We start from the raw sequence: 6,587 nt of genomic DNA, 5'->3' as shown, positions 1-6,587 counted from the left end.
TTGTCAGCGCCAGCGTAATGATAGCTGTTATTATCAGCATCAGGCAGCCGAGAATAAGGCCGAAAAGCAATTGCATCCAATGACGCCGGCTTGGGGATAGTAACCAAAATGCTTTAGTTTGTTGCTGACAGACAGTTTAAATTTCAGGCCTTTCTCATGCGCTTTGAATTCCATTCCCCCTGCTATTCCGCCCAACAGCGTATCTAATGAAAACGAAGTAGATTCTAACTCCAGTTTTCCGGAGTCTAATTTATTGATGTCTAAGATGTCATTGATGAGCGTTAACAACCCTTCTGCAGAAAACTTAAGCATGTCAAGTTGTTCTTTTTGTTTTGCATTACTCTCATCGCTGATAAGAAGGCCCGCTATTCCAATCACGGAGTTTAAGGGTGTGCGCAGTTCGTGAGACATTGTTGAAAGGAAATTGCTCTTTGCTTCAGCAACATCGGCAAGCCGTAAACTAAGTAATTTACTTTCCCTTAAGTTTCCAAAAAGTACCCCATGAAAATAAACGTGCGAAAGCAAAATAACCAGCCAGTTAATTGCAATGTAAATATCGTTTAAGTTCTGCGGCAAAGGATGCAGCCCCGTAAAGCGGTATGATATGTAATGCACAAGTATCACCGACGCGGCTGCTATAACTGTATACACCGTTCCCCATCTTTTTCCCAGCCCATAAAAAGAGGAAATAACTACCATTACAATAGCCTGAAGTGAAACAACATCGGCACCTATTGCCTGGTTAAACACCCGATAGTATATATGAAGTATAGTGCCTAAGACCGCGTAGTGAATACCCCAATAGATAATTTTGGGGAACCTACGTAATATAAAAATGATCAATATCGATGTTAGTATAAGGCGTATCGCTCGGCCGGTTCCGTCGCCCGCATGGTTAACAACCGCATCATACCAATAAATGCTGCCTTTAACAACATTGGCTCCTAACATTAAAGTAAATAGCCGTAACTGCGCGTCCGGGAGAGATGCGCTACCTAACTGGTTGTTTAAATAAAGGGCCAGCCGTTTAAGGTTGCTCATTATGTCCGAAAGGGGTTTTTATTAACTTAACAGGATGCGAAGTTAAACAATCCGATAATGGCATACTTATACCGGCGTTATTATTACAACAAAATCGTTTGAGATAGTCAGGGTTATTTTATACTTATTATCATTTCTATTTCAAATTTCTTTCTTTTAAAAGATCTTCCAACCCTTTGTTCTTTTTCTTGTTCTTAACTGCTATTGGTATATAAATTAAGGGTATAAAACTTAATAAGCCGACACCATTTTTAACGGCGCTGTAAATTGCAATACCAATTAATACACCAATAATTACGGCATCGGTAAGGTTAGCAGATTTATTTTTTTTTGCCTCTTGTAGCAATTCTGGTCTGTTAATGTCGCTAATTCTTTTTGTGTCATTTGGTCTTGCAAGTAATTGTCGTACTGGTACGTTTATAGCACTATGTTACTAAAGTAATAAATCATAGCCTGTAAACAACAAAGCCCCGATATTTCTATCGGGGCTTTGTACCCAGCGCCGGAGTCGAACCGGCACGGTTTCCCACAGGTGTTTGAGACCAGCGCGTCTACCAATTCCGCCAGCTGGGCATTACTTAGTCTGAGGCCGTATTAACTGCTCAGAAGCGGGATGCAAATGTATTTAAACTCTCTTTAATTCGCAACAGATATTTTTGCCGATAATAAATATTTGCAATATCATTTAAACGGCTTTCTTTAGCAGTGTCATCCAGTTGCTCATAATCGGCGGTTAAGCTGTTCAACTCATCGCTCATATCGCCCTCAACGGCAAGCACTTCGGCGGTTATGCTACCCAGATCAGCAGGATTATCAACTTCCATCAGGCGCTCGTTAATATCCATCATCTCCATTAAGAAATCTGCCGGAAGCTGTGGCTTGGCCCCATCTGACACCAGATCATGCAGCCTTAAAATATATTCTAACCGCTTCGCGGGATCAGAAAGTGTTTGATAAGCCTTGTTATTTATCGTCGATAATTCCAGTATTTCCTGCTGTTTGGTATCGCCCTCGTTAGCATAAAAGTCAGGATGATATTGCTTACTTAATTCGTAAAACTTCTTTTTAAGCTGGGCGGCGTCGGGGTTAAACGATTGGGGTATGGCGTAAAAGTCAAAATAGTTGATCATAGTGCAAAGGTAGCAGATATGGTAACGAATTACATACCTACTTCATTACATTTCTTCACGCTATTTCATCATCTTTTCTCTACTATCGCTTTATACCTTTTTGGCTATTCCCAATGTTCATCTGCTAACTAAAGGGTTTTGCAGGAAATAAACAGGTACCGGTCGATCTTTCTTTCATCGCATTTAAGTTTTAACGCTCTTTGAATAAAAAAGAGCATTATGAAAGCATTCATTCAAAAATTAGCAGTCTGGTTAAAAGTATTGATCTACTTTCTGATCATGTGGCTGGCCACTGTCATCGCCGGTATTGTTCCGGCACTTAACGGGCTATTTTATTTTTTTGCAGTATCGCTATTGATTAGCTGGTTTTTACTCCGAAACGATAATTTGGGCCTGTCATCACTTGGTTACTATCCCCAAGCCAGGCGTCATTGGATGCAATTGCTTTTCGGCCTTATTCTCGGCTGCCTGATGCTGATAATAACAGCTATCATTACGCTGGCGCTGACAAAAGCAGAATGGTATTTTAACACGAGGATTGACCCTATATATATTCTGATCACATTCCTCATGTGCACCTGCTCTACCTATATCCGGGAGTTTGTATTCAGGGGTTATCCTTTCCAGGCGCTGTTAAAAAAATATGGCGCACAGGTTGCCCAACTGGCAATAGTAGTACCGTTCGGTCTTATGCATGTTAACCGTTCCATGTCCTTGCAGGATGCCGGCACAGTAATACTTACCACCGGGTTAGGCTCGATATTATTTGGCCTCGCCTATATCAAAACCAAAAATCTGATGCTGCCTACCGGGATACACACGGGCTGGAATTTTTTACAAGCGCTCATACCCCGCACTTCAGGCGCTGGCCCGAAAACATTGATAACGGTTAGCGGTGGCCAGCCCGGGTACGGTTCTGCTACTATTCTGCTGCCTTACCTGGTCATCGTAAGTATTGCCATTCTGTTACTTTTATTCATCAATGTACCGGGACAAAGGGACACGAAGAAATAAAGTATTGTACGTATTATAACTCAAAGCCGGAGTTTCTTAAAAAGCTGTTCGCGGTAATTTGCCCCTATCGGTATCTCAGCATTGCTTAATTCGGGGTGTTCCCTTTAACAGCACGGATCTTTTCCATATTAACGATATAGGACCGGTGTACCCTAAAAAACTTGTTTTGCGGCAGCATATCCTCCAGTACCTTTAAGTGCAAACTGGCCAGCAACCGCTTATCAGTCAGATAAACCGAGCAAAAATCACGCTCGGCCTGTATGTATATTATCTCACTATGATTTACGCGGATCAGCTTAGTACCCTGCCTGATAAAAAGATAATCGGGCATTTCATCTTTTTGGACGACAACCTGCGCAGAAGCATATAAGCGTTCAGTTACTTTCTGTACCGCCTGATAAAATCGTTCAAACACAATAGGTTTTACCAGATAATCAACCGAATTCAGTTCGAATCCTTCCACGGCATATTGCGAGTAAGCTGTTGTAAATACCACAAGCGGCGGTTTCCTTAACGAACGCAGGAATTCAGTTCCGCTGATCACCGGCATTTGAATGTCCAGAAAAACCCCGAGGTCGACCGAGTACTCATGTAAACCCTCATAAGCTTCTGTTGCATTCATACAGCTTTTTACCGGGGTAAGTTCCGGGATCCGTTCAATATATGTTTTAAGAATATCCCGGGCTATGGGTTCGTCGTCAACCACCATGCAGTTTATTTTCATGTTAATTGTATGGTTAAATCTACCGAATAATCAGTTGCGGATATAGAGGGCGCGTACAAGTAACTATCGGGATAATAGAGTGATAGTCTTTTTTGAAGATTTTTTAAGCCGATCCCCCGGTGCGCCCCTTGATTCGTTGGGGGTCAATACGGTTATCAAGCGTAAAGCGAAGCCTTCCGTTCAAAACATCTAAAAAGATGCTGATGAATGATCCTGGCTCGTCTGGACTGAATTTAAACGAATTTTCGATCAGTGGGATCAATAAAAGTGGGGCTATTTCATAATTGCCATCATCCATACTATAATTGAACACCACTTTTGTAAAATTTAATCTTACTTTTTCAGCTCGATATAATCATTGATCAGCTTGATCTCTTTTGTAAGGGGCATGCTGTCTTCATTTGAATCGTATAAAATATAGCGAAGCAGTTCTGAAAGGCGCGATACAAGATCTGCCGATCGTCCTTTGTCACCACTTATGATGAGGCCGTAAATATTATTCATCGTGTTAAACAAAAAATGCGGGTTTAACTGTGCCTTTAAGAAGTTAAATTCCAGCTGAACGTTTTCTTTTGCCAGTTTTAAGCTGTCTATATTGCGGCGATAAGCATTTAACATTGTTTTAAGGCATAAAGGAATAAATAGCGTAAATATGAGTGAAAATGGTGTACCAAAACTTATTAGGCGTTTGAGCACAATATTGGTAATATCTGAACTAACTAAATTGTAATAACTTGGTTGATCTTTAGCCAGAGAAACCATACACCCCTTGCATGTATTTAGTATTAACCTTTCTGTAAGGGTATCCGCCACCGTATATCCAACCAGTAGAGCGATAATGATGATAAATGTTGTTAAATATTTCTTTTTGCGCAGTATATGCTTCCATATCACATTAACCAATACATAATAAAAAGCAGCAATAAAGCCTGTGCCGAATAAACAGCTCATCGCTTTTACACCGACAGGGAGCCCGCTGTAAACATTAAACGTGATGAGCGTAAGATAAAATCTCAGCAAAAAGGAGTGTCCAAAAGACCACGTGCTGCGTAATACGATACGATGCCTTTGGGTACAATAAATAAGCTGCATTAAATATTGGCATAAGTAAATTTGCCATTTTATATGAAGTAAGCCAATAAAAAACGACGAATAGGGTAAAAAAGCCTGCAAACGTATTATAAATGCTGTAATCGCCGCCCTGCTACTTCATTACATTTCTACCCGCTATTTCCATCAACTTGTCCCTAAGATGCTCGGGATTAAAAGGCTTGAGTAAACAATCATCAATGAAAGGGTTTTGACTAACCCTGTCTATAGCCGCGCCGATAGAGGCAGTTACCGCGATGATGGGGATAGTGTTTTTATGAGGTAACGGTAAATGGCGGATCTGCTTAGCGGCCTCAAATCCATCCATTATCGGCATATTTATATCCATCAGGATCACATCATAATCATGCTCTATTACGGCTTTTATGGCCTTTTGCCCGTCCATTGCTACATCAGGAGTTATGCCCCAATTAGCCAGTATTTTTTGAGTACTAAAATATTCAGCTTTTCATCCTCTACAACCAGCACCCGCATTCCGCTGATCGCTGAAATCGCTTTCGGCGATTCAACAACCTCTGGCATAGTTGTAACCGGGTAGCTTAAATCAAATTCAAATTTAGTACCAATCCCTTCCTCGCTGTTAAAATTAAGGTGGCTGTTATGTAACTTAACCAGGTGAAAGGCAATGGTTAAGCCAAGGGTGCCATGAAACTGACGGCTGGTGCGTGATAAGGATGCTGCAAATGGTTCGAATATCTGCGCCTTTAATTCTTCAGGGATACCAATCCCCGAATCGGCGACACTAAAATGAAGACCGACTGTTTTACTATCTCTGTTAGTAATGCCCACCATCAACAGGACAAATCCTTTTTCAGTAAATTTAATAGCATTACCCACTAAATGAAATAGTATCTGGGTTAAACGCATCTGATCGCCCAACACGGTTACATCTTTTAAATTAGGATCACACTGACATTCCAGCTTTAGGCGCTTCTTTTTGCCTCGGGCTGAAACGTGCCCATGATACCAGCAATAAGCTCCTCTATTTTAAACGCCCTATTTTCCGGGGTAATCTTTTCGTTATTGATATTATTGAAGTCCAATACATCATTAATCGTAGCCATCAGGTTATCGGCAGAAAAACGCAGGATATTCAAACTCTCCATTTGAGTCGCCTTGGGGTTTTCCATCAATAAAATATTAGTCATGCCAATTATCGCGTTTAACGGTGTGCGCAACTCGTGCGACATGGTAGTCAGGAAATTTGTTTTTGCCGTTGAGATTTCCTCAGCCTCCAACAGCGCTTTTTGTAAACCAATCCGGAGGTTTTTTTCCTGATTGTTAGACTTACGCAACGCCTTAAAAAAGGAGTAATGAATAAACAATAATAATACAAAGTTGAAACAGGCTGTTAAAGCATAAGCATCGCTGTTGATTTTAAAATTTTGAACCGAGATATCATAATGAATATAATTTTGCAGCAGCACCTCGCCAATTATCAGTAATGTGGCAGCCAGGGGAATAAATAATGCCCCATTTAGGCCCCGGGATGTAGTAGGCACTGGCTAAAACCAATACCGAGTACTGCACCGTAACAATATTTACACCCGGCGTAAATAGCAGTACAT

General features: G+C 41.0%; 10 protein-coding genes and 1 tRNA gene. 1 reads left to right on the top strand and 10 read right to left on the bottom strand.

Annotated elements, in window-relative coordinates; translation table 11 throughout:
- Positions 1-39: 39 nt before the first annotated feature.
- The 4 genes from HK413_RS07585 to hscB all read right to left on the bottom strand — a co-directional run bounded on the left by HK413_RS07585 (position 40) and on the right by hscB (position 2,171).
- The gene (locus HK413_RS07585; RefSeq protein ID WP_175269748.1) at positions 40-1,041 is read right to left on the bottom strand and encodes a sensor histidine kinase; all 1,002 of its coding nucleotides are present in this window, start codon (positions 1,039-1,041) and stop codon (positions 40-42) included.
- Positions 1,042-1,177: 136 nt separating this feature from the next.
- Complete coding sequence (locus HK413_RS07580; protein ID WP_217452156.1) at positions 1,178-1,387, bottom strand: hypothetical protein; 210 nt, start codon at positions 1,385-1,387, stop codon at positions 1,178-1,180.
- A gap of 147 nt (positions 1,388-1,534) precedes the next feature.
- Positions 1,535-1,614: transfer RNA gene (locus tag HK413_RS07575), tRNA-Leu, on the bottom strand.
- Between the two features lie 29 nt (positions 1,615-1,643).
- The gene (gene hscB / locus HK413_RS07570) at positions 1,644-2,171 is read right to left on the bottom strand and encodes a Fe-S protein assembly co-chaperone HscB (RefSeq protein ID WP_175269747.1); all 528 of its coding nucleotides are present in this window, start codon (positions 2,169-2,171) and stop codon (positions 1,644-1,646) included.
- A 219-nt stretch (positions 2,172-2,390) separates the two neighbouring features.
- Between hscB and HK413_RS07565 the strand changes: the two genes are divergently transcribed.
- On the top strand, positions 2,391-3,185 hold the full coding sequence (locus tag HK413_RS07565) for a CPBP family intramembrane glutamic endopeptidase (protein ID WP_175269746.1): 795 nt from the start codon (positions 2,391-2,393) through the stop codon (positions 3,183-3,185).
- 85 nt (positions 3,186-3,270) lie between these two features.
- On the opposite strand, the gene HK413_RS07560 is transcribed toward HK413_RS07565, so the two are convergent.
- From HK413_RS07560 to HK413_RS20950, 6 genes are all read right to left on the bottom strand, one after another.
- Positions 3,271-3,909, bottom strand: a complete 639-nt coding sequence (locus tag HK413_RS07560; protein WP_246230008.1) for a LytR/AlgR family response regulator transcription factor — start codon at positions 3,907-3,909, stop codon at positions 3,271-3,273.
- A 103-nt stretch (positions 3,910-4,012) separates the two neighbouring features.
- Positions 4,013-4,225, bottom strand: a complete 213-nt coding sequence (locus tag HK413_RS07555; protein ID WP_175269745.1) for a hypothetical protein — start codon at positions 4,223-4,225, stop codon at positions 4,013-4,015.
- A 17-nt stretch (positions 4,226-4,242) separates the two neighbouring features.
- A complete protein-coding gene (locus HK413_RS07550) occupies positions 4,243-4,929 on the bottom strand; it encodes a histidine kinase (RefSeq protein WP_175269744.1) in 687 nt (228 codons plus the stop codon).
- A 184-nt stretch (positions 4,930-5,113) separates the two neighbouring features.
- On the bottom strand, positions 5,114-5,404 hold the full coding sequence (locus tag HK413_RS07545; RefSeq protein WP_175269749.1) for a response regulator: 291 nt from the start codon (positions 5,402-5,404) through the stop codon (positions 5,114-5,116).
- 14 nt (positions 5,405-5,418) lie between these two features.
- Positions 5,419-5,886 carry an ATP-binding protein gene (locus HK413_RS07540; RefSeq protein ID WP_217452155.1) on the bottom strand — a complete coding sequence of 156 codons (468 nt, stop codon included), beginning with the start codon at positions 5,884-5,886 and terminating at the stop codon, positions 5,419-5,421.
- A 56-nt stretch (positions 5,887-5,942) separates the two neighbouring features.
- Complete coding sequence (locus HK413_RS20950) at positions 5,943-6,521, bottom strand: sensor histidine kinase (protein WP_175269742.1); 579 nt, start codon at positions 6,519-6,521, stop codon at positions 5,943-5,945.
- Positions 6,522-6,587 lie beyond the last annotated feature (66 nt).

Source organism: Mucilaginibacter humi, from assembly GCF_013087555.1.
The sequence above is the reverse complement of the archived record's forward strand: the minus strand, read 5'-3'. Positions and strand labels throughout refer to the sequence as shown.

What these genes read in the sequence shown, in the direction of transcription:
- HK413_RS07585 (WP_175269748.1), bottom strand. Translation starts at nt 1,041, where the DNA reads ATGAGCAACCTTAAACGGCTGGCCCTTTATTTAAACAACCAGTTAGGT.
- hscB (WP_175269747.1), bottom strand. Translation starts at nt 2,171, where the DNA reads ATGATCAACTATTTTGACTTTTACGCCATACCCCAATCGTTTAACCCC.
- HK413_RS07565 (WP_175269746.1), top strand. Translation starts at nt 2,391, where the DNA reads ATGAAAGCATTCATTCAAAAATTAGCAGTCTGGTTAAAAGTATTGATC.
- HK413_RS07560 (WP_246230008.1), bottom strand. Translation starts at nt 3,909, where the DNA reads ATGAAAATAAACTGCATGGTGGTTGACGACGAACCCATAGCCCGGGAT.
- HK413_RS07545 (WP_175269749.1), bottom strand. Translation starts at nt 5,404, where the DNA reads ATGGACGGGCAAAAGGCCATAAAAGCCGTAATAGAGCATGATTATGAT.
- HK413_RS07540 (WP_217452155.1), bottom strand. Translation starts at nt 5,886, where the DNA reads ATGCGTTTAACCCAGATACTATTTCATTTAGTGGGTAATGCTATTAAA.